The 20,536-nt window shown below is 43.7% G+C and carries 20 protein-coding genes and 1 tRNA gene; 17 read left to right on the top strand and 4 right to left on the bottom strand.

Translation table 11 applies throughout. The features are described from left to right. The first annotated feature begins 126 nt into the window (after nt 1-126). The 9 genes from ACX4JR_RS10350 to ACX4JR_RS10390 all read left to right on the top strand — a co-directional run bounded on the left by ACX4JR_RS10350 (nt 127) and on the right by ACX4JR_RS10390 (nt 10,884). The gene (locus ACX4JR_RS10350) at nt 127-639 is read left to right on the top strand and encodes an NADH-quinone oxidoreductase subunit NuoE family protein (protein WP_476057990.1); all 513 of its coding nucleotides are present in this window, start codon (nt 127-129) and stop codon (nt 637-639) included. A gap of 19 nt (nt 640-658) precedes the next feature. Further along, the gene (locus tag ACX4JR_RS10355) at nt 659-2,539 is read left to right on the top strand and encodes an NADH-ubiquinone oxidoreductase-F iron-sulfur binding region domain-containing protein (protein WP_476057991.1); all 1,881 of its coding nucleotides are present in this window, start codon (nt 659-661) and stop codon (nt 2,537-2,539) included. Nucleotides 2,540-2,581: 42 nt separating this feature from the next. Continuing rightward, on the top strand, nt 2,582-4,606 hold the full coding sequence (locus ACX4JR_RS10360) for an NADH-dependent [FeFe] hydrogenase, group A6 (protein ID WP_476057992.1): 2,025 nt from the start codon (nt 2,582-2,584) through the stop codon (nt 4,604-4,606). 172 nt (nt 4,607-4,778) lie between these two features. Continuing rightward, on the top strand, nt 4,779-6,521 hold the full coding sequence (locus tag ACX4JR_RS10365; protein WP_476057993.1) for a [Fe-Fe] hydrogenase large subunit C-terminal domain-containing protein: 1,743 nt from the start codon (nt 4,779-4,781) through the stop codon (nt 6,519-6,521). Beyond that, on the top strand, nt 6,518-7,672 hold the full coding sequence (locus ACX4JR_RS10370; protein WP_476057994.1) for a SpoIIE family protein phosphatase: 1,155 nt from the start codon (nt 6,518-6,520) through the stop codon (nt 7,670-7,672). Before ACX4JR_RS10365 ends, ACX4JR_RS10370 begins: the two co-directional genes overlap by 4 nt. A gap of 101 nt (nt 7,673-7,773) precedes the next feature. Next, nucleotides 7,774-8,310, top strand: coding sequence for a cysteine hydrolase family protein (locus ACX4JR_RS10375; RefSeq protein ID WP_476057995.1), 537 nt, complete (start codon nt 7,774-7,776; stop codon nt 8,308-8,310). Between the two features lie 184 nt (nt 8,311-8,494). Beyond that, nucleotides 8,495-9,295 carry a DnaD domain-containing protein gene (locus ACX4JR_RS10380; RefSeq protein ID WP_476057996.1) on the top strand — a complete coding sequence of 267 codons (801 nt, stop codon included), beginning with the start codon at nt 8,495-8,497 and terminating at the stop codon, nt 9,293-9,295. A 12-nt stretch (nt 9,296-9,307) separates the two neighbouring features. After that, the gene (locus tag ACX4JR_RS10385; RefSeq protein ID WP_476057997.1) at nt 9,308-10,069 is read left to right on the top strand and encodes an ATP-binding protein; all 762 of its coding nucleotides are present in this window, start codon (nt 9,308-9,310) and stop codon (nt 10,067-10,069) included. Nucleotides 10,070-10,218: 149 nt separating this feature from the next. Next, the gene (locus ACX4JR_RS10390) at nt 10,219-10,884 is read left to right on the top strand and encodes a cell wall hydrolase (protein WP_476057998.1); all 666 of its coding nucleotides are present in this window, start codon (nt 10,219-10,221) and stop codon (nt 10,882-10,884) included. A gap of 55 nt (nt 10,885-10,939) precedes the next feature. Here the strand turns inward: ACX4JR_RS10390 and ACX4JR_RS10395 are convergent, their stop codons facing one another. Continuing rightward, on the bottom strand, nt 10,940-11,767 hold the full coding sequence (locus ACX4JR_RS10395; RefSeq protein WP_476057999.1) for an Asp23/Gls24 family envelope stress response protein: 828 nt from the start codon (nt 11,765-11,767) through the stop codon (nt 10,940-10,942). 179 nt (nt 11,768-11,946) lie between these two features. On the opposite strand from ACX4JR_RS10395, the gene ACX4JR_RS10400 reads away from it, so the two are divergent. After that, the gene (locus tag ACX4JR_RS10400) at nt 11,947-12,378 is read left to right on the top strand and encodes a hypothetical protein (RefSeq protein WP_476058000.1); all 432 of its coding nucleotides are present in this window, start codon (nt 11,947-11,949) and stop codon (nt 12,376-12,378) included. Between the two features lie 56 nt (nt 12,379-12,434). Here the strand turns inward: ACX4JR_RS10400 and ACX4JR_RS10405 are convergent, their stop codons facing one another. Continuing rightward, nucleotides 12,435-12,764, bottom strand: a complete 330-nt coding sequence (locus ACX4JR_RS10405; RefSeq protein WP_476058001.1) for a carbohydrate-binding protein — start codon at nt 12,762-12,764, stop codon at nt 12,435-12,437. A 233-nt stretch (nt 12,765-12,997) separates the two neighbouring features. Between ACX4JR_RS10405 and ACX4JR_RS10410 the strand changes: the two genes are divergently transcribed. The 3 genes from ACX4JR_RS10410 to ACX4JR_RS10420 all read left to right on the top strand — a co-directional run bounded on the left by ACX4JR_RS10410 (nt 12,998) and on the right by ACX4JR_RS10420 (nt 14,819). Then, nucleotides 12,998-14,425 carry an ISLre2 family transposase gene (locus tag ACX4JR_RS10410; RefSeq protein WP_476057840.1) on the top strand — a complete coding sequence of 476 codons (1,428 nt, stop codon included), beginning with the start codon at nt 12,998-13,000 and terminating at the stop codon, nt 14,423-14,425. Between the two features lie 54 nt (nt 14,426-14,479). Beyond that, entirely contained in the window at nt 14,480-14,653 is a 174-nt protein-coding gene (locus ACX4JR_RS10415; protein ID WP_476057841.1) for a hypothetical protein, read from the top strand. Nucleotides 14,654-14,740: 87 nt separating this feature from the next. Beyond that, nucleotides 14,741-14,819 (top strand) — tRNA-Pro (locus ACX4JR_RS10420). Between the two features lie 977 nt (nt 14,820-15,796). Here ACX4JR_RS10420 and ACX4JR_RS10425 read toward each other — a convergent pair. Next, entirely contained in the window at nt 15,797-16,078 is a 282-nt protein-coding gene (locus ACX4JR_RS10425; protein WP_476058002.1) for a DUF2512 family protein, read from the bottom strand. A 207-nt stretch (nt 16,079-16,285) separates the two neighbouring features. Between ACX4JR_RS10425 and ACX4JR_RS10430 the strand changes: the two genes are divergently transcribed. The 3 genes from ACX4JR_RS10430 (at nt 16,286) to ACX4JR_RS10440 (ending at nt 18,616) form a co-directional block, all read left to right on the top strand. Next, entirely contained in the window at nt 16,286-16,930 is a 645-nt protein-coding gene (locus ACX4JR_RS10430) for an adenylate kinase (RefSeq protein ID WP_476058003.1), read from the top strand. A gap of 87 nt (nt 16,931-17,017) precedes the next feature. Further along, nucleotides 17,018-17,758 carry a class I SAM-dependent DNA methyltransferase gene (locus ACX4JR_RS10435; RefSeq protein WP_476058004.1) on the top strand — a complete coding sequence of 247 codons (741 nt, stop codon included), beginning with the start codon at nt 17,018-17,020 and terminating at the stop codon, nt 17,756-17,758. 15 nt (nt 17,759-17,773) lie between these two features. Further along, nucleotides 17,774-18,616 (top strand): MTAP family purine nucleoside phosphorylase, encoded by an 843-nt coding sequence (locus ACX4JR_RS10440; RefSeq protein ID WP_476058005.1) that lies wholly within the window; start codon nt 17,774-17,776, stop codon nt 18,614-18,616. 287 nt (nt 18,617-18,903) lie between these two features. Here the strand turns inward: ACX4JR_RS10440 and ACX4JR_RS10445 are convergent, their stop codons facing one another. Continuing rightward, nucleotides 18,904-19,281, bottom strand: coding sequence for a helix-turn-helix domain-containing protein (locus tag ACX4JR_RS10445; protein WP_476058006.1), 378 nt, complete (start codon nt 19,279-19,281; stop codon nt 18,904-18,906). 110 nt (nt 19,282-19,391) lie between these two features. Here ACX4JR_RS10445 and trxB point away from each other — a divergent pair, with 110 nt between their 5' ends. Next, nucleotides 19,392-20,321 (top strand): thioredoxin-disulfide reductase, encoded by a 930-nt coding sequence (gene trxB / locus ACX4JR_RS10450; RefSeq protein ID WP_476058007.1) that lies wholly within the window; start codon nt 19,392-19,394, stop codon nt 20,319-20,321. Nucleotides 20,322-20,536: the final 215 nt, after the last annotated feature.

The raw sequence follows: 20,536 nt of genomic DNA on the forward strand, positions 1-20,536 counted from the left end.
TAAAGTTTAACTATTTAAAAAAGATACAAAAAAACCTAGAGTTTTAATATCAACTCAGGTTAATCGTGAGAAAACCAAAATATCAACTTCACTTTTATTGCACGAACGTGAAGGGGGCCTTTCTTTATGGAAAAAGCCGAGAGAAAGTTCCAAAAGCTTCAAGAAATTATTGACAAGTACGAAGGAAAAGTCTCCCACCTGATTTCTATCTTGCAAGAAGTACAAGGAGAGTACCGCTACCTCCCCGAGGAAGTTCTTACTTACATCGCCACTGTCATGAACCTTTCTCCGGCAGCGGTTTACGGAGTAGCCACCTTTTATGCGCAATTCTCCCTGGTTCCAAAGGGTAAATATATTATCCGGGTATGTGACGGCACCGCCTGTCACGTCCGCGGTTCCGGTCCCATTAATTTTGCCCTGCGCAAAGAACTTAAATTGCCTGAAGGTCGTGAAACTACTGAAGATTTACAATTCACAGTGGAAACCGTTTCTTGTTTAGGTGCCTGCGGCCTGGCTCCGGTAGTTACCATCAACGACGAAGAAGTGTACGGACAAATGACCCCGGAAGGCATTTTAGAAGTCATAAAAAAACTCAAGTCAGCGGAAAACGCGCCAGAAACTATTGGCGAAAACGTTTAAAAAACGGGGGTAAGTTAAAATGATAAAATCAAGGGAAGACTTTATCAGGCTTGCTGAAGAGTCCCGGTCCTCTTTAACCAGGGAAAAAATACGCATACTGGTTTGCGCCGGTACCGGCTGTGTAGCCAACGGCTCGTTAAGGGTTTATGAAGCATTAAAAGAGCAACTGCAAGCGAAAGGCTTGGCTGTCAAAGTTCAACTGAAAGAAGAAGTGGAAGAAAAAAATCATGCCGTAAATATCAGCGGGTGTCACGGTTTCTGCCAAATGGGACCCCTGGTACGCTTTGAGCCCGAAGGAATCCTTTACTGCAAAGTAACACCGGAAGACATCCCGGAAATAGTTGAATCCCATATATTAAACGGCAAACTGGTTGAAAGGTTATTATACCATCACCCACAAACCAACAAAACCGTCAAAACCCAGGACGAAATACCCTTTTACCAAAAGCAAACTCGCGTGGCGCTGGAGCATTGCGGGCGAATTAATCCGGATGACATATATGACTACCTGGCCCACGGCGGATACCAGGCAATCACCAAGGTCTTGTTTGAAATGACCCCTCAGGAAGTCATAAATGAAGTTCTCGCCTCGGGATTACGCGGCCGAGGCGGCGGGGGATTCCCTACAGGCAAAAAATGGCAATTTGCCCGCGATGCCGAGAGCGACAAAAAATATATAATCTGCAATGGTGACGAAGGAGATCCCGGTGCCTTTATGGATCGCAGCCTTATGGAAGGAGACCCGCACCGCGTCCTGGAAGGCATGATAATTGCCGGCTATGCCATCGGGGCAGATGAAGGTTACATCTACGTGCGGGCTGAATACCCGCTTGCCGTCAAGCGCCTGCGCAAAGCAATAGCGGAAGCCGAAAAACTGGGAGTTTTAGGAAATAACATTATGGGTACCGGCTTTTCCTTCAAAATCAATTTAAAAGAAGGAGCGGGAGCCTTTGTCTGTGGAGAGGAAACGGCACTGATTGCATCCATTGAAGGCCAGAGGGGCATGCCCAGGCCAAGACCGCCATTCCCCGCTAACAAAGGGCTTTGGGGATATCCCACCATTATTAATAACGTGGAAACCCTGGCAAACATTGCACCCATTATACTTAAAGGCGGAAAATGGTTTAAGAACTTCGGTACCGAAACAAGTCCCGGCACCAAAACCTTTGCCCTTGCAGGTCAAGTGTCTCATACCGGCCTGGTGGAAATCCCCATGGGCATGTCCTTGCGAGAAGTGGTATTTGACATCGGAGGCGGCCTGCGTGAAAACCATAAGTTTAAGGCCGTTCAAATAGGCGGCCCCTCGGGAGGGTGCCTAACCGAAGAACACCTGGATCTCCCCCTTGATTACGACCAACTGCGCAAGGTCGGGGCAATGGTTGGTTCCGGCGGCCTGGTAGTAATGGGTGAGAACACCTGTATGGTAGAAGTGGCCAAATTCTTTATGGAATTTGTGCAAAATGAGTCTTGCGGTAAATGTGTACCCTGCCGCGAAGGAACCAAGCGCATGTTAGAAATATTGACCTTAATTACCGAAGGTAAGGCGACCAGTGAAGATTTGGTCCTTTTGAAAGAACTGGCAGAGATTGTCCGGGACGGCTCCCTTTGCGGCTTGGGTAAAACAGCACCGAACCCGGTGCTTACAACACTCCGCTATTTCCGCCATGAATACGAGGCTCATGTTCTTAACAAGAAATGCCCGGCCGGAGTATGCAAAAACTTACAGGATTATTTCATTGACCCCGAAAAATGTAAGGGATGCGGCCTTTGTGCCAAGATATGCCCGGCTGAAGCAATATCCGGGAACAAGAAGGAACCCCATAAAATTGATACCAGCAAGTGCATAAAATGCGGCACATGCATTGAAAAATGTAAATTCGACACCGTATATACCACATAATCCGGCAGGGGCCAGATACTTCGTAAAGGAGTGTATACCGGCATGAGTACAGGGAAAGTCACCATTGACGGAAACCTGGTAGATATTAACGGAGAGAAAAACATCTTGGAACTGGTGAGAAAAACCGGCATTGAATTACCCACATTTTGTTACCATTCCGAGCTTAGCGTCTATGGAGCTTGTCGTTTGTGCATGGTTGAAGTGGAAAACATAGGCCTGGTGGCATCTTGCTCAACCCCGCCCGCGGACGGCATGGTCATAAGAACAAATACCGAGCGCACCCGCAGGCTAAGAAAAATGATCCTGGAACTGCTCCTGGCCAACCATGACCGGGAGTGCACAACCTGCTACAAAAGCGGCTCATGTAAACTGCAAAAACTGGCTAAACAATTTGGGGTAGATAAAGTCCGCTTTGGCCATCGGGACGAAAGGTTGCCTGTAGATGATTCCGGCCTTAGCATTATTAAAGACCCCAACAAGTGCATCCTCTGCGGTGATTGTGTTCGGATGTGTAAAGAAATACAGGGCATTGGCATCTGGGAGTTCGCCTTCAGGGGCAGCAAAACCCAAGTAACCACCGCTTTCGGTAAGAATATCTCCGAGGTAGCCTGCATCAATTGCGGCCAGTGTGTGGCTGTTTGTCCCACGGGGGCACTTACCGTTAAACCGGAAATAGATAAGGCCTGGGAAGCCATACATGACCCCAGTAAGACAGTGGTAGTGCAAATTGCCCCTGCGGTTCGCGTAGCCCTCGGGGAAGAATTCGACCTGGGAGCGGGAAAAACAACAACGGGCAAAATTGTTGCTGCCATTAAGAAACTGGGCGTGGATAAAGTTTTCGATACCGTATTTACCGCAGATATGACCACCATTGAAGAATCCATGGAGTTCTTAGGCAGGTTAAGAAACGGGGGCAGGCTACCTTTATTCACCTCTTGTTGTCCCGCATGGGTTAAGTACTGTGAACAATTCCATGCAGACCTACTTGATAACTTGTCCAGCTGCCGCTCACCACAGCAAATGTTCGGCTCACTAATTAAAAAGTACTATGCCCGGAAAAACGGCCTGAAACCAGAAGAAATAGTTTGTATATCAGTGATGCCCTGTACGGCCAAGAAATTTGAGGCCAAGCGGCCCGAATTCATGACTGAAAACGTTCCCGACGTGGATATTGTCCTGACTACCGTAGAATTGGCTCAAATGATCAAAGAAGCGGGAATAGCGATTAACGAAATAGAGCCCCGGTCATTTGACAACCCGCTGGGCATGGGCTCGGGAGCAGGCTTGATTTTCGGAGCCTCGGGGGGCGTAATGGAAGCAGTGATTCGCTTCGTGGCCGGGTATACCGGCGGCCCTGACATCGGCAGGGTAGATTTCGAGCAGGTACGGGGTATTGAAAGAATCAAGGAAACGGAATTGGAAGTGGAGGGACAAAAATTAAAACTGGCCGTAACTCACGGCCTGGCCAACGCAGAAAAGCTTCTGCAGCGAATAAAATCCGGTGAAGCAGAGTATCACGCCATAGAAATAATGGCCTGCCCCGGCGGATGCGTAGGCGGCGGCGGTCAGCCGGATACCAACGACATGGCGGCACGCATACGCAGAATCAGGGATATTTACAACCTGGACTCGGTAGAACAGGTACACAAGGCCCAGGATAACGTATTTGTTAACAAAATACTGGTTGAGTGGTTCGGCGGACCTGCAAACAAGCAAACTCACCACGACCTGCATACAAGCTATATACCCCGCCGGAGAATCACCGGCAAGCCCATCGAGGTTAACGGGATAAAAGATACCGAGACCGTTAATGTATCGGTACAATTAAACCTGGAAAATTACATCAGGTTAAATGGCACCTTCTGTGTCGGTACCGGTTGCTATCTCAGGGGCGCATATGATGTATTAAGTAAATTTATAGAATTAACAAATTGCTTGGAACATTGTGATGAAGGCGTATCGGTAAAAGTTGATGATGAAATAATCACCGGTATCACCCCGGAAAATGCCGAGCAGGTATTTAAAGCCCGAATAGCTATGAAAACCGACCCCCCGTGGGCTAACTAACTTCTTGTAACAACTCTCCCCATCGGATAATGTTCCAACCCCGTTAACACCCGTTGGTTTTGAAACCCTAAGTTGGTGAAAGGAATTTCGAAAGTGATTATCGAAACACCCTTTAGGGCACCAAACCTCGCGGTGTTTCTTTTTTTAAATCCTATTGGAAAGAGGAATGCATATGGATCTCATAATCACCAATGAGGCAAAATGCCAGGACTGTTACCGGTGTGTCCGTACTTGCCCGGTTAAGGCCATTAGAATAAAATCCGGGGAAAAGGAACAGATTCACGCTCAAGTGCTGGAAGAATTCTGCGTGATGGACGGCAGGTGTATTCTGGCCTGCCCGCAAAGTGCCAAAAAGGTTGTATCTGACCTGGATAAAGTAAAGGAGCTTTTAAACCGGGGCGTCCCCCTGGCGGCTAGCGTTGCCCCTTCCTTTGCCGCGGCACTGCCCCTGGAGAATCCTGCAATTTTTCCTTCCGTTCTCAGGCACCTCGGCTTTAGCCTGGTTCAAGAAACCGCCCTGGGGGCGGAACTCGTGGCCAGGGAAGTAAGGCGCAGGGGCTTTGAAAAGCCAGTTATCGATAGTTCCTGCCCTGTAATCGTAAACTTGGTAGAAAAGCACTATCCTGAACTTATCCCCCGGCTTTCTCCTGTGGTTTCACCCATGATTGCCCACGGACGCTACATAAAAAAGGAAAATAACAATATTCCCGTGGTTTTCATAGGCCCCTGCATAGCTAAAAGAGAAGAAGCAACAAACCCGGCTGTGGCAGGTGCTGTTGATTATGTTCTGGGATTCGACGAAATATGGGAGTGGATTAAAAGATCTTTAGTCAACCTAGATACCTTTGAGCCGACACCCTTTGACAAGCCGTGGCCCGACATAGCCCGCCTCTTCCCAGTGGAAGGGGGCATGTTGCGAACTTTTTCCCTTAATACCGATATGCTGGATATTAATATCGTTTCCATCACCGGCCTGCACAACTGTATAAATTTTCTAAGACACCTGTCCTCTGGAAAGATTGAGCACCCCCCGAAATTAATGGAACTGCTGGCTTGCAGCGGCGGCTGTATAGGGGGACCGAGGACAGTTACGAACGATGACATTTTAGTCAAGCGCCGGAAAATAATAAACTACTACAAATTGAGCCCAGGCAGGCAGAAGGACACCGTTTTCATATCACCCCATTTACTTGAGCGCGGGTATACCAACAAACAAATAAAACGCCAAATCCCTAATGAAGAAATAATCAAGGAAATTTTAGCCCAAACAGGTAAATATCGCCCGGAAGACGAATTAAATTGCGGGGCTTGTGGCTACAACTCTTGTCGAGATAAAGCTATCGCCGTATACCAGGGAATGGCTGAAGTACAAATGTGCATTCCTTACATGCGCAAGCGGGCGGAATCCATGTCTAACCTAGTATTGAATTCCATGCCCAACGGTGTTCTAATTGTAGATAACAACATGGACATTTTGGAAATAAACCCCAAGGCCGAAGAAATGTTTAACTGCCGTGCCGATGAAGTAACTGGTAAAAAACTGGACAACTTAATTGACCCCCGAAATTTCCAATTGGCCTTTGAAAAGAAACAACTGCTCAATGTTCTTGCTAAATATCCCAAATACGGAATTGTAACCAGAGAGATTATTTTTCCCCTGGAAAGGGAACAAATCGTGGTGGGAATATTGGTAGATATAACCGAGGAACAACGCCATAAGGAAACTCTGGACCAAATGAAAAAGCAAACCATTGAAAGAGCCCGGGAAGTCATTGAAAAACAAATGAAAGTAGCCCAGGAAATAGCAGGACTCCTTGGTGAAACAACTGCAGAAACCAAGGTACTTCTCAGCAAACTCATTCAATTAATGGAAGAGTCCCCGGCACTGGACGAAAGGAGACCGGAAGGGCGATGAAAATCCACCTGGATATAAGCACCTCACAACTCATAAAAGCCGGGGAAGAACTATGTGGTGATACCATTGAAATACAACAGACGGAAGATTCGCACATCATTGTACTCTCCGACGGGCTGGGAAGCGGAGTAAAAGCCAATATTCTCTCCCAGGTTACCGCTAAAATTGCCGTTACTATGCTCCGGAAGGGCGGCAAGATAGATGAAGTTATCGAAACACTTGCCCATACCTTGCCCGTATGCCAGGCCAGGAAGCTATCCTATAGTACTTTTACCATAGTGCAAATATTCCAAGACGGCCAGGTTTACCTGGCTGAATACGATAACCCGCATGTATTCTGGGGCCATAAGGGAGAAGTTTATACTCCGCCATACCAGGAAAGGATCATTGATCGAAAGATTATTAAAGAATCTTACTTTACAGTAACCGGCGGAGATTGGCTTGTCTTGATAAGTGACGGCATCTTGCATGCCGGAATGGGTGGCTTATTCAACTTTGGGTGGGGGTGGGAAAGGGTAAGCAAATTCTTAGAAGAAAGTACAGTTAAGGATAAAAAGGCTGCAGAATGGGCCGAGGACATTACCAGGATATGTAACCACTTGTATGGCGGCAGGCCTGGAGACGATGCCAGCGTAGTAGTAGTAAAGATACGTAATCCTCGTTACCTCACCGTACTCATCGGTCCCCCTGCCCGGAGAGAACACGACCGGGAAGTAGTGACCAAATTAATGGAATCCAAGGGACAAAAGGTGGTTTGCGGGGGCACCACCGGTAATATTGTAGGACGGCATCTAGGAAAAAATGTAGCCGTTGACCTAAAGTCCAATGATGAAAAAGTACCTCCAATGGGAATAATATCTGGCATTGATTTGGTAACCGAAGGCACCCTAACATTGGTGTATGCCCTGGAAATTTTGCGGGCCGGCCACAGCACTCCGGCTGATTTGGCCCGGAAAAACGATGGTGCAAGTAAGCTTGCTGCTAAACTTTTGGAGGCGGATTTCATACACTTTATTATTGGCACTGCTGAAAATCCCGCCCAAAAAAGCCCGGAAATTCCTGCAATTTTCGCTTATAAACAACAAATCATAAAAGACCTAATTCAAGTCTTAAGGGAAAAAAACAAAAGAATTACAGTAGAATATCACTAGGTATTCTAAAGGAGCTTTTATAAATCAGTTTTCAGTTTTTGTAAAGGAAGGAATAGCCAGTGTTTATATTGAAATTGTTATGAATAAGGAGGGAAAGTTAAATGGGCAAAAGGGTTTTGTTGGTAATTGATATGCTGCGGGACTTTATAGAGCCAAACGGTGCCTTGAGCTGCGGGCCCGCTGCTCAAAAGATTATTCCTTATGTGGTGGAAAAAGTAAAAGAATTTCAATCGGAAAACAATACGGTAATTTTTATAAATGATGAACACGAACCGAGCGATCTGGAATTTAACCGTTTCCCCACCCACTGTGTAAAGAATTCCCCGGGGGCTAAATTAATTCAGGAACTTGAAGCCCTGCGGGAAAAAAATAACCCCAACTGCTATACCATTCCCAAGAACAGGTACAGCGGCTTCTATAACACTAACCTAGAAAAAATTCTTGCCGATCTTAAGCCGGACGAGATTCACGTTGTGGGAGTGTGCACAAATATTTGTGTACTTTATACCGTGGAAGAACTCTGTAACCGGGATTATCTTACCTTTATCCATAAAAACGGAGTGACCAGTTTTGACTCTGAGGCCCATTCCTGGGCTCTTAAACAAATGGAAACGGTACTTGGCGCCAAAATAATTTAAAACTTTAAAAAAACCTGAAAACCAGTTCTATAAATTTTTTAAGATTAAGATTTAATGTCTGTGGATATGAGTTTGAGAAATTGAAGGGAACAAACAGGAGTAAACCAAAAAGAAAAAGGCTGGACAACCCCCCCGGCATTGCCATAAAATAATGACATCACCGAGCTGGGGAGGGGCTAATCCAATGGTCCTGAGGAATTTCAATAAGACTGTAAAAAAATATCGTCATGGCAATGTAACTTCAGCCTTTGGAACAGAACTGCTTACTTTAGGATCAACGGCAATTCCCAACTTACTACTTAGATTTTATAAACAAATTGGAATAACAGACGAAGAAATGATGATATTAATACAATTATTAAGGCTAAGAACCGAAGAAAAAAATCTAAAACCTACACCAAGTCAATTGACGGAATGTCTCACCAGCTCTGTAGAAAAGATAAGAGATTCATTAAATAATTTATTGGAAAAAGAAATTATCTCCCTAACACAATATTATGACGAGGATCTGGATGAAATTCTTACCGGTTATGACCTTGAACCATTGATGGAAAAGTTATCTGAAATATGGGCCTGCGCCAAAATGGCAGAAATTGAAAAAACCAGGTTCTTATTAGACACCCAGAGCAAGAAAAATGCCCAAACAACCAATAACCTTTACCGCATCTTTGAAAAGGAATTCGGCAGACCCCTCTCGCCCATTGAAATTGACCAAATAGAAAAGTGGCTGGAAGATACTGAACATGAGGAACTTGTATTGGAAGCACTTAGGCGGGCAGTTTTAATGGGCAAGCATAATTTTAAATATATCGATAGTATTCTTTTGGAATGGAAAAAGAATAATTTACGCACCCCACGCGACATTGAAAAGTACGACCAGGAATTCCACTATAGAAAAGCTAAATCTACTACTAGTAAAAAAACCAAATCAACCAGTCATGATGATAAGAAAAAAGAGTTTATCAAAACCTTATATATGGGTTAGGAAGGTAATGCCATGGATGGCTTTACATGTGACATTTGCAAAGACAGGGGTATTATTATTAAAGGAAATAATGCAATACCTTGCAGTTGCTCGAAAAAAAGATCTCTTTACAACCGCTTCAAAAATTCCCGTTTGCCTGTAGCCATGAAAGAGAATACATTTGAAAACTTCTCTTTCAAGTATTATTCAAGAGAAAAAGTGGATCCTGATAAAAATAAATCATACTTTCAGTTAGCTAAAGTGGCCTATGATGCCGCTAAAAAATTCGTAATGGACTTTGAAAAAAATCAACATATTGAAGGATTGCTGTTAACCGGCCCAGTAGGCAGTGGCAAAACTTTTTTGGCGTGTTGTATAGCAAATGCTTTAATAAGTAAAGGTAAAACAGTATTGTTCATGGTTGTTCCCGACTTGTTGGATATGTTAAAAGCTACATATAACACATTACGGAACGAAAATGCATATACCGAACAGGAACTGCTGGATACGGCCAGAGAAGTTCCCTTATTAATATTTGATGACCTGGGAGCCCATAATTATACAGATTGGACCATAAATAAGCTATATTCCATAATCAATTTTAGATTGAACCACAAACTTGCAACCATCATTACTACAAATATAAGTTTAGAGAATCTTGAAGAGTACCTGGGAGAACGTACCACTTCACGTATATATGAAATGTGTCGTCCCTATAAATTACTGGTCGAAATGGACATCCGCGCTTTAAAAAGGAAATATTCCTTGCCACCCATTTCTAAGGCAAAATTATAATGTGATAATTAAGTTATTTCTTCATCAGCTATAGCCTATAAGTATATTTTTTGAAAATAATTGTAATTTTTTGACTTAAAAGTAATTAATTTCATGTATAATATTATTGTGCTGGAGGAAAAAATTTTTATTGTGGAGAGGAGGAGGTCATGTTTAAAAAGCTTTTCTTGATTTTTTGCTCAGTGTTTTCCTTTATTACAATACAGGCTAAAACCCCCTGTATAGACGCCTGGGCCTCTATAGAAGCATCAAGCGACAAAACCCCCATAGTTTGTTATACGGTTCAACCCGGCGACACTCTTTTCGAGATCGCTCAAAAATTTCAAATACCCCTTTCAAAACTTATAGAAGCAAACAACCTAAAAAGTAATATCATACAACCCAACGATATTTTAATTATTCCAGATAAAACAAACTCATCGTCTATTTCCAGGGGAAATGTATTACGGGATGATATAATGTTACTGGCAAAGGCTATATATGCCGAAGCCAGGGGTGAATCGTTCACCGGACAGGTAGCAGTTGGGGCTGTAATATTAAATCGTGTTAAAAGTAGCAACTTTCCCAATACCATACGTGAAGTAATAATGCAAAAAAATGAACATACAGTACAATTTACTCCGGTGGCTGATGGAACAATTAATCTTTCTCCTGATGAAACAGCTATCAGGGCAGCTTTAGAAGCGTTAAAAGGTGTGGATCCCACCGGGGGAGCACTATTTTTTTATAATCCAGAAATAAGTTCCGACCGTTGGATTACTACCTTACCGGTGGTAACTAGAATCGGCAATCATGTTTTTGCAACTAAAGCTTAAAGATAAAAATATGGTAAAAGGGTGATATTTCTTCTCACCCCTTAATTTCTTTCTACTAATTATTCTCCCGCATTCGAATGGCAGTTACAATTACATTAACAGCTTTTACAAACAACCCGGTCATATTCTCCATTTGCTTCTTTACCGCAAGTTGAACATTTCGACTGATGGCATCCATCCGATTAACCAAGAATAATACCAGTTCCATTTCCAATATTATTCCATTATCAGTACGATTTAAGTGCACTCCCTTTACGGCTTTAACTCCTTCCACTTGTTCCGCTGCTAAAGTAGCAATAGATACCAGGGCATTTTGAGATATGGTAAGTTTACCATAATAGGTAAAGGTAGGACGCACCACCGACTGCTCAAGCCAACTTTTGCTACCCGTCTTACCCTTACGCCGCAAAAATACTTGAAGAGGATCAATTAGGGTTTCGGGTAAACTCTTTCGGACCTCTACTGTAGGTGCCGGAATAACATGTTTACTATACTGGCTGCGCATTATGCGTGCTTTACGAATCTCTTTAAAGGAAGCAATATCCTCAATCCATAAAATTTTAGTAATTGGCGGTAACTCCAGTCTGGAAGCAATCCTTTCTACCATTTCCTTAGAGGTACCTAAAATTAATATCTTTTCCACATCTAATTCAGATAAAATTTGTTTTGCCTTCCTTGCCTGCTCATTATCCATAAAAAGGGCAGTTTTTATGGCACCGATACGGGTGGGCTGACATTTTGCCGAAATACCGGCAAGAATTCTGTTATCTTTAATTAATAAACCATCATCTATTATAATTTCCGCTTCAATATTATGGGCTACTATATTGGCCCTATGGCTTTTACCCGTACCGCTAGGACCTACCAAAGCATATACTTCCAAAGCGACCACTCTCCCCGAAATACTTTTGCATAGTTGATGGATTTCCCTTTAAGTATTATTATACTATTTATGGAATTTTTTACTTCTCCATTTTAAACTTTTAAAAAATATTAAATTGAGGAGGAACGTTAGCAAAGAAAAAGAATAGAACATTCATCGGTTAATTGGGGGGAGTTAACATGCAAAACCAAGTAATATCCCTTTTAGAGAAAAATTTTATTCTTACTTCTATGGATAAGGAAATTTTAAATAAAAATACCAGGGAATTAAACCGTTATGAACGCCGATATTATTTTCAAAAATTAAAACCCAGGGAAAGGGAGTTTAAAGAATATTTTAAGGAAATGCTGCATTCTTCAAATAAAGAAAAACAAAACCAATTAAAAAATATGGTTGTTACCAGTCTTTTGGCACGTAAAGGAGAACCTACCATAGCTGATGGATTGTTTATGGACATTCTTGGCAGACTGGAGGTTTACAAACAGCTAAGAGAACAAGCGGAAAAAGAGGGTGTAAAGTTAAAAGCCTTAACAAATTTCGGCGGTATGGGCATGCTGATAATTTTAGTGGGAGTTATATCGGCAATTATTTTATATTTTGGGGCCCGCTAAAATCAATGATTCTAACAATTAGGATTAAAGTGGGGACCTAATGCCCCCACTTTGTGTTATGAAATTTTATATATCCAGTTCATGCCATTATTATTATCCCAATTATAAATATTATCCCTAAAACAGAAATTTAATTGCCGGTCTTCCATTTTTACCGTTTGCTCCCATCCCTCTTCCGTAGGCTCCATCGGGATATCTTTAACATTTTTCCAATTGTTTGCACTACCAAATCCCATATGCATCCATATTTGCTGAGCTCCAGATTCTTTCAACAAACCTTTATACCGTATCCTTACGGTTGTCCCGTCTTCAGACATGGGTTTAACTTGTACACCTTGAATGGGGACAGAAAATTTATATGGTCGTAATGTATTCAATTCTAACACCTCCTAAGTCATTTATAATAGCATTCCTAGTTTAAGCAATTTATTGCTGAAAATTGCCTAGCAAAATATGAAAAAATTTTCATCCCCGGATAGTGTGGCCTTCTTGACGCAATCCTGCCAATAAGGCCGTGTAAAATTTCAGTAGGCACCAGAAGGAAATCAACCTCCTAGAAATAGAAATGAGACCTCACCCCAAAAACACTCCAACGGAAATTAAAGGAGGGCGAGGTCTCATGTTAAATATTCGCCACATAGTGGGGGCAGTCCTTCTATTCGGTTCTGGCCTAACTAAATTAATTGGCGAGTGCAAAGACTTTTATGAGCTTGAAAAAGGCATCCATGAGCTGTGCCAGGCAGTCTGCAACCAAATTTTCACCTGGGCCCTGGAACAGATCGATACCCGCCTGATGAATGAACGTGACCGGAGCACCTGGGAAGTGGTCGGCTTTCGGGCTAAAACAGCAGTAAGCACCTTTGGGGAATTTCTCTTCAAAAGGCGCCTGTACAGGAACAAAAAAACCGGGGAAACCAAATTCTTTTTAGACGAGCTGCTGGGCTGGCCAGCCCGGGCCAAGATCACCCCCCGTTTAAAAGAACTGGCCGTCAAACTAAGCACCGAACTTTCCTTTGCCCGTGCCGCCGAGATCTTAAACCACCTTGTTTCCGGCCTAAGTCCCATGACCGTCTGGCAGGCTACCCAAGAAGTGGGAGAAGTCTTGCAGCAAGAAGGAGAAGAAAAAAGGGCAGCGGTTTTTGAAAAGGGCGAAGCTCCCGGCGGGAAAGAGGTAACCCCGGAGCTGTGTATCGAAGCCGACGGAGTGATAATCCGCCTGCAGAAGACAAAAGAGAAAAGAGGAGAAATTAAGCATATGGTCGTCTACGAAGGGAAGGAACAAATTGGCCAAGGTCGCTTCGCCCTGAAAAACAAGCTTGTTTTAAGCAGCCTAAATGACGGTAAGGCAGCCTGGGAAGAAAACTATGCCGTAGCCGGGGGAAAATGGGACCTGAGCCAAACCGAAAGGATCTTCATCGGCGGCGACGGGGCAGACTGGTCCAAGCAGGGAATTGATTACTTTCCCGGCGCTGTGTATCGCTTAGACCCATACCACCTGAGCAGGCATTTAACCGAGGCCCTCTGGTACGACGAAGAAACCTACCGGAAGGTGGCCCTGGCCATTTCCCAGGGTAACTGGGAGGAGACCCAAAGAGTTCTTACGGAAGCAGCAAAAAACACCAGGGGCAACCGGAAGAAGAGGATCACCAAACTTCTGCATTATCTTGAGGAAAACTGGGCGGGGATCGCTGCCTCGCCGGGAGCAAAACGTTTGGGCACCATTGAAGGGCAGATTCAACACAACGTGGCCCGGCGGATGAAACGCCTGGGAGCCAGGTGGACAATCCCTGGAGGAGACCGGATGGCCCGTGTTTTGGCCGCTAAGGCAAACGGGGAGCTTGGCAATTATACTTTGCGCTGGCCGGTGAAACACCGGAAATTGAGAGAAATTGCGCAGTTAAAGCCAGTCGAAAAACAAAAAACAGAGGATGTGGAAAAATGGCTGCAGGCGTCTGTTCCGGCTTTAAAGGGTCCTTTTGCTGACCGGCTGTGGATTAAGTATGTTTTACGTGAACTTAGCCGTCCCAGCTTTTCTGCTCTTTTGTAAAAGCATGTTCCTTGGAGAGCCTTTGAGGTTTTCAGGCGGCGCCGGAGGGTAGCCTTGACAGCCGGGGTCCCCGCATGTGATAAAATGTACAAGCCGGCGGGGTATGCTAAAGTATGCAGCATGTTCCCCGGAGCCGCCCCGTCGGTACTGAAACTATATCACATGCGGGGTGGCTGTCAAGGCCGCCGCCGTAAAACTAATGTTTTAAGCGGTGAGGTCTCATGTTAAAAGATACCTACTGAATCTTGACACGGACTGCCAATAATCTACCCTTGACTTTTGCCTTTAATTAAGGCATAATATCTTTTGTGGTAACGGGATGTAGCTCAGTTTGGCTAGAGCGCTCGGTTCGGGACCGAGAGGTTCGCAGGTTCAAATCCTGTCATCCCGACCAAACCAGTAACCCGCGAAGCCAGTAAAATCAAGGTTTCGCGGGTTTTTTAATTCCAAGGGAGGGCCGGGCAAAATAGTTCCCCAAGTATCCCGTGAAACCCTTGATTTTCCTGGACTTTGCGGACAAAGTGCAGTGACGGAAGGGGGAAGGCCTGTAGGCCTTCCCCCTTCTTTTTTTAAAAAACCAGGGAGGAGATACTGTGCTATTATGGAAGAAAACCCCGGCTCCAGCAGGAGCAGGGGCAGGGGTAGGGCTATGGTAGCAACCCCCAAAGATTGCCGTATGCAGAATCCACTATACTTGCCTGCAAAAAATGCAGGTAATTCAAGGATTCTACGTGATAAACATGGCTGTGGGCTTGATGGATGACTCTGCGAATTACCCACAAAACCCACAGCCACTACTGCGACTACTATCAACCACCTCTCTCAATAAGGTTTTATAATCTCCGTTAATCTCACGATTTCAGCCATTTTCATTTTTAAAGCAAAGCTCGAAATGATAGTAATGCCCAGATATGCCGTTAACTGGCAGGTGATATGCGCACTCATACCAGGGCTGCTTGATGACAATTTTTGCGCGGTCTTCCCCCATACTTTACCCTGGCGATATACCCTCTCATGTCTCCCGGGATACCAGTGAACCGTGCCGGTTCCAGACTTTCCTTCGTCCCACCTGCCCAGGGGTGGAGACCATTTTGCGCTACCTAACAGGGTTTACTTGCCCTCACGGATTAATTTTTGACTCTCCGCGATACATATGTCAAGGTTCATGTAGAAAAGGCACTATAACGGTACAATGTTATGATGCAGCTAGCACCTTCCACCTGCAGCCCGCTGGAACGGAAGGAAAACCAAAGCAGGTTTATAGCCGTTACTCGGATACTGGCTTAAGCAGCTACTTTTGCGGCTAATCCACTCGGTCTGTTGTGTGCGAATGCGGATGCCGGATGGCTTTCAGGCAAAACCAAATCCCGGTTATACGCTATTTTCTTGCATACCAGGGTAAAGATGATGCGCAAAAGCCTGCAGCAAATGGCCACCAAGGACTGCTTTCCTTATTATATCAGCGGCGGTAGCTGCGTAAATATTTACCCTTGGCAGTAAGAGTAAATCACCGATGTAGGTGATAAAGGATATGGCTAATCCTGTCAATATGGCTTGAGTTACATTGATAACGGAAAACAGCGGTAGGACCAGCATGGTTGCCAGGGTAATAAATAATGTTTTTAAAACTATAATTGAAAATGTTAAGTTCAATATTTTTAACCTCCTGCAATTTATTATCTATTATCCCTTGTAAAGATAAAAAATATCGGGCCTAACCATTTGCAGGAGAGGTAAAATTTCCTAATTGAATGACTTTATCCTTAATTGTTAAGTTATTTCCACAAAAGTATTATTTATGCTATAATAGGTACAAGCCAGCATGCTTGTTAAATTTTTAACAATCCGGGAGGGATATTTGTGAACCTGCTTATCATGGGACCACCAGGGGCCGGTAAAGGCACCCAGGCGGAAAGACTGGTAAAGGAACTAAACATCACGCATATTTCAACAGGCGACATGTTCCGCGAAGCAATTAAAGAGGGTACGGAAATGGGCAAGAAGGCCAAAGAATATATGGATAAAGGTGCTCTTGTGCCTGATGACGTTGTGGTTGGAATGGTAAAAGACCGCCTTTCCAAGCCCGACTGCGAAAAAGGCTTTTTACTTGATGGCTTCCCCAGAACCCTCGAGCAAGCCAGAGCTTTGGATGAAACGCTAAAGGCCATGAACATTAACCTTGACGGGGTAATTAATATTGCAGTACCAAGGGAAAAATTAATGGAACGCCTGACCGGCCGCAGGGTTTGCCGCAATTGCGGGGCCAGTTATCATGTGATTTTTAATAAGCCCAAGGTAGAAGGTAAATGTGATGTTTGCGGCGGCGAACTTTACCAGCGCAGTGACGATAACGAAGAGGCAGTAAGCAAGCGTTTGGATGTTTACGAAGAACAAACAAAACCCTTGATTGATTATTACACCGACAAGGGATTACTGATAAATATTAATGGAGACCAAGAAATCAACAATGTTCTCGAGGATATCCTGGAAGCAGTGAAAAAATAAATTTTTACCCCCGGTACAAGCCGGGGGTTTTTTAGTTATGGTAAAATAAATTGCGATGCTCACCCTGATAAGGAAGGGGATTTGTTGATGAACCAATATAACGGGCTGGCCGCTGCATACGATTACCTGGTACTTGGCGTTGATTTTGAAGGATGGATTGATTACGTGGAAAAAATTATTAATAAATTAGAAGCCCCAGTGGAGGCAGTTGCGGACCTTGCCTGCGGTACTGGAAATACCACTATACCTTTTGCCCGGCGGGGCTATACCGTAACAGGGGTTGATATATCCCCCGCAATGCTTGCCCGGGCCTGGGAAAAAGCCCGAAGTCTGGGTCTTAATATTAATTTCATTCAGCAGGATATGAGGGCCCTCAACATCCCCCGAAAATTTGACTTAATCACCTGTTTTCACGATGGTCTAAATTATTTATTATCCATTGAAGATTTAATAAAAACCTTTAAAAGCGTATATAACCACCTTACTGAAGGAGGTATATTTATTTTTGATTTAAATACTTTAACCTGGCTTTCCGGTAGCGATACTAAAACCGCCTGTATTGATGAACCGGAACTCACAATTATTTGGGAGAGTTCATACAACCATAACGAATCAATCTGGCAAATTAACATGACTGGCTTTTTTAAACAAGGGGATTACTATAAAAAGTTTAAAGAAACCCATAAAGAAAAAGCATATACCCCCGAGCAGGTAAAGCCCGCCTTAAAACAATCAGGACTTACTTTACTTAATATATATGACGCCTTTTCCTTTGAGCCGCCTAAGCCAAACAGCCGCCGGCACTTTTATGTAGCCAAAAAAAATTAAATTGAGGTGAAACAAATGGACAATAAATCCATTCCAAAGGCCCAGATTGCCATAATTGGAGGTTCCAGCACCTTCTCCATAAATTTTCCGGAAGATTTTATTCACCACTATCCGAATATAAAGCTGGTTGAAAGCAATATGGTTTTCTCAACCCCTTACGGCATTAGTCCTCCATTTAAATGGTTTACTTTTAAAGATAAAGATATTTTAACGGTAAAACTCCACGGCTGGCGTCCCGACACTCCCAGAGGGCAGGCCTCTCAGCAAGTCTTTTGGGTTTTGGGCCAGGCCGGCGTTAAAAAGATTATAGCCGAAGGCGGCGTAGGCGCAATTAACCATCTTTTAAAACCAAGGGATTTACTGGTTCCCTCCGACTATTTGGATTTTTCCATGCGCAAAGACGTAAGTCTGGGCGGCCAATACTTATTGATAATGCGCCAGCCGGTGTGCCCGGAAATCAGGAAATCTTTGCTGGTGGCCATGGAAGAAAATAAGCCGGAAGGTAGCCGTATTTTTGACCGCGGCATCTATGCCGTAACCGATGGAAAGCACTTTGAAAGCAGGGCGGAAATTGACATGCTCAGGCGCATGGGCGCAGATATAGTGGGGCAGAGCATGTGCCCGGAAGTTTATCTGGCCAGAGAAATTGGTGCCTGTTACGGCAGGGTGGATATGGTGGTAAATTATGCGGAAGGTGTAGTGGAAAACTGGAAACATGATGAACTTAAAGAAATATATTATGGAGAGGCCCGGAAAATAGGTAAAATCTTGCTCGACGCACTGGCAACTGTAAAATTGAAGAAAAATTGCGGTTGCGACGAACTACGCAAGGAAACCCTTCTAAAAGAAAAGGTATAATATCCCAGTAATATCTTATTAACAACCCAGCATACAATTTTGCTGAAAGTGAGGTGGTGCTATAGGGAAAAAGAAATAAAAACTTCACACTTAACGCAAGTAAGACTAGGATGGCGGGGCCCCGCCATCCTTCGGTTTACGGGACTTGCGATTCTACACCATATTATTTATTCAAGGGTCCTTGCTCCTGCCTTAAAGCAGCAGCAAGGGCTTTTATTTAATATTGTGTGACTTTCTTTTTTAGAGGACAAATTAGCAATCTATTATTTAAACCTTCTTATCATCCCCTAATCAGTTTCAATATTAAGTTCACCCTCCAATTTATCAAGGTACTTCCTAATTTGACTTATCAGGCAAATATATAGTCTCAACTCGCTTTCCGGCCGTTCCCGTACCAGTGACAAAAGTTCTTGTACTAACAAATCCCGGGGAGAAACATCATTACCTTTTTCATTCTCTCTAATTAAATCTTCCACCTTTAAATTTAACGCCCTGGCTATTTTGGTTAATGTTTTTAAAGACGGTATCTTATTTCCCCTTTCCACCTGACCTACATAACTGTAATGAAGATTAGCCCTTGCGGCCAAACGTTCCTGAGTAAGACCTAACTTAAGTCTTGCATCCCTTACCCGTCTCCCAATTAAACCAACTTTTAAGCCGGGCAATACCATCGCCTCCAAATACATAGGGGTAAATTTTCTACACCTTGACGGCTATACTATAAAAAAGTTAACATTAAATTAATTGCTGCTCACTTTAGAAAGGAGTGACCGTATTGGAAAAGCAAGATTTAGTTATAATTGGTGGCGGCCCGGCGGGCCTTGCAGCAGGAATATATGCAGCCAGAGCCGCTCTCAAGGTTATATTATTGGAAAAAGGTATGCCAGGTGGTTTAGTGGCGAATACCGAATTTATCGAAAATTATCCCGGATTTGCCGAGGGTATTAGCGGGCCTGAACTCGTCATGCAAATGCAAAATCAAGCTATACGCTTTGGCTTACAGATAAAAAACACCAATGTGGAATCAATTAAACCTCTGGATAGCGGATTTGAAATACAAACAGAGGACGGAATCATAAATTCATCAACCGTAATTCTGGCCACCGGCGCCTCACCCAAAATGCTTAACGTAAGAGGGGAAAAGGAATTCCACGGGCGCGGGGTATCTTATTGTGCCACCTGCGACGGCGCATTTTTCAAAGATAAAAAGGTCGCTGTGGTAGGAGGAGGAGATGCTGCTGTAGAAGAAGCGCTATTCTTAACCAAGTTTGCAGAAAAAGTGTACATAATACACCGCCGGGGTGAATTACGGGCGACAAAAATTATTCAAGAAAAGGCAAAACAAAATCCCAAAATAGATTTTGAGTGGTATAGCGTGGTAGGTGAAATCAAAGGCTCTTCAACCGTTGAAAGCATTATACTGCGGGATACCAGAGATGATACCACCAGAGAACTTGCCGTAGATGGAGTTTTCATTTATGTAGGCACTCAACCAAGTTCAGAATTGATAGCCGGTATGGTAGAATTGGATCCCGATGGTTATGTAATAACAGATGAAGAAATGAAAACATCGCAACCAGGGCTTTTCGCAGCCGGAGACGTAAGAAAAAAAACATTACGACAAGTGGTCACGGCAGTTGCCGACGGGGCCGTTGCTGCCGTTTCTGCTGAAAAATACTTAGATGAAATTGCTAAAAAAAAGTAGCTGTATCCCTATGATACAGCAAAGAAAGGGAGAGGAGATCGAGTTTTCCCCTGGATTATTAAATATTTTATATCCTAAATTAAGTTAAGGGAATCTTTACTTGCTTAACGGTAATATTTAATCCATTAACGGATTTATTTATCGGGCTACAGACATACTTAAAGCCCACCGTCCAAGGTGGGCCTTTCAATTTTAAAAACAACCACTTACCAACA

The sequence above is a fragment of the Desulfofundulus sp. JL263-se genome (genome assembly GCF_056316025.1).